Source organism: Frankia sp. KB5, from assembly GCF_002099325.1.
In the GTDB taxonomy this organism is placed as follows: Bacteria; Actinomycetota; Actinomycetes; order Frankiales; family Frankiaceae; genus Frankia; species Frankia casuarinae.
Genome location: NZ_MRUJ01000412.1, coordinates 1 through 1,188 on the forward strand (window position 1 = coordinate 1; position 1,188 = coordinate 1,188).

Here is a 1,188-nt window from a genome sequence, read left to right on the forward strand (position 1 = left end):
ATCAGACAGGCCCGCCGAGCCACCATCAGAGACCCTGGGCTCGTCCTCCAGATCATCGCCCTGACCAGCCAAAACAGACTTTGACGGAGCCCTGGTATCCGGGCGTCTTTCTCACGTCCGGCTCTCCCTTCCCCGGACGTGGGAGGGCCTCGGAGGCCTCGGGGCGGGAGGATAAGGATCCCCCCGGGGCGGTCCAGCGGAGTCGGGCAGGTGCCGTCGTTCAGCGTCCCGCGCGGCGGCTGTTCTTCCTGCCGAGGTGTCAACTGCCGCGTATCGTCGCGCAAACGAAAGTACACCGTGTCCTATATCACAGATTCGGGGGCCCGCGGAGTCCGTAGTAGGACGACCTGACGCGGTCTGTGCCGGTGGCACACTGGCCGGGTGACCGACGGGGGCAACACGGACGACGCGACCGGTTCCGATCCGGACTGGGACTTCTTCGTCTCGTACACGGCAGTTGATCGCGAATGGGCGGAGTGGATCTCCTGGCAGCTCGAAGCAGACGGCTACCGCGTCCTCGTCCAAGCCTGGGACTTCGTCCCCGGATCGAACTGGCAGATCCGCATGCAACAAGGCGTCCAACACGCCCGACACACCCTCGCCGTACTCTCCGGCGCCTACCTGACCTCGATCTACGGCCATGCCGAATGGCAAGCCGCCCACGCCGCCGACCCTCACGGCTTCAAACGCAAACTCCTCCCGGTACGGGTCGAAGACTGCCCACGGCCAGGACTCCTCGGCGCCGTCGTCTCCATCGACCTGTTCCACCACGACGCCGACAAAGCCGGCCGACACCTCCTCGACCACGTCCGCCACACCCTCACCGGACGCGCTAAACCCACCACACCCCCCAACTTCCCCACACACCGACCGAACCCACCAACCCACGAACCGGCCTTCCCCGCAAACGAACCCGCACCCACCGACACATCCCCTGACCCGCATGACCAGCAGAGCACCGAAGATCTACTCGCCCACCAACGCCGCACCCTCGGCCCCGATCACACCCACACCCTCGCGACCGCCAACTTGCTCAGGTCGCCCCTGGGCAACCTTGGCGAGCACGCCGCGGCACGCACCCTGTTCGAGGACACCCTCACCCGCCAACGCGCCACCCTCGGCCCCGACCACACCAATACCCTCACGACCGCCATGGCGCTCGGCTGGACCCTGGATCGGCTTGGAAAG

The 1,188-nt window shown here is 66.6% G+C and carries 1 protein-coding gene; it reads left to right on the forward strand.

All coding sequences use genetic code 11. From position 1 onward, the window contains the following. Positions 1–381 precede the first annotated feature (381 nt). Positions 382–1,188 (forward strand): toll/interleukin-1 receptor domain-containing protein (locus KBI5_RS24885; RefSeq protein ID WP_085016641.1); only part of this gene is annotated, 807 nt, incomplete at its 3' end.